Source organism: Salmonella sp. SAL4457, from assembly GCF_046548235.1.
Taxonomy (GTDB): domain Bacteria; phylum Pseudomonadota; class Gammaproteobacteria; order Enterobacterales; family Enterobacteriaceae; genus Salmonella; species Salmonella enterica.
On sequence record NZ_JBGDZO010000045.1, the window covers coordinates 1 to 501 of the forward strand.

A 501-nucleotide genomic window follows, 5' to 3' on the forward strand; every position below is an offset into this window, starting at 1 on the left:
CTCGATATCGCCCAGGCGCAGCGCCCGCGCCACCGCCTGGGCGGTGGACGCCGCGCCGAGACGGCGGCGGGCGGCACGCAGGTGATTCTCCACGGTGCGCTCGGAAATCATCAGGATCGCCGCCACCTCCGCCTGCTGCTTGCCCAGGGCGATCCATTGCAGGACTTCCCGCTCGCGCTCGCTGAGCGCTTGCGCATCGCCCGCCGACACAGGGCCGCGCAGGCGCTTCAGGGCGCAGAACCGGATCGGGCAGAAGGCCTGGGCGGCGAGCTTGCAACCGGCATTCAGGTCCAGCCGCTCGCCGGCGAAAGACACCGCGCCCGACAGGCCGTTGCGGCCGAACACCGGCACCTGCATGCCATTGACCTGGCCGAGGTCGCGGACCCCACGGACGATGCGGTAGGTCATGCGCTCGGGATCCTCCGAGGGGCTCTTCGACCAGAAGAACGGCTCGTCCAGTTCGAGGATGTGCCGGGTGACCGGACAGTGCAGAAGATAGGC

1 protein-coding gene is annotated in these 501 nt (G+C 69.9%); it reads right to left on the reverse strand.

What is annotated here, in order from left to right; all coding sequences use genetic code 11:
• Nucleotides 1–501: PA1136 family autoinducer-binding transcriptional regulator (locus ACLJNW_RS23130; protein ID WP_410961076.1), on the reverse strand; the 501-nt coding region annotated here is incomplete at both ends.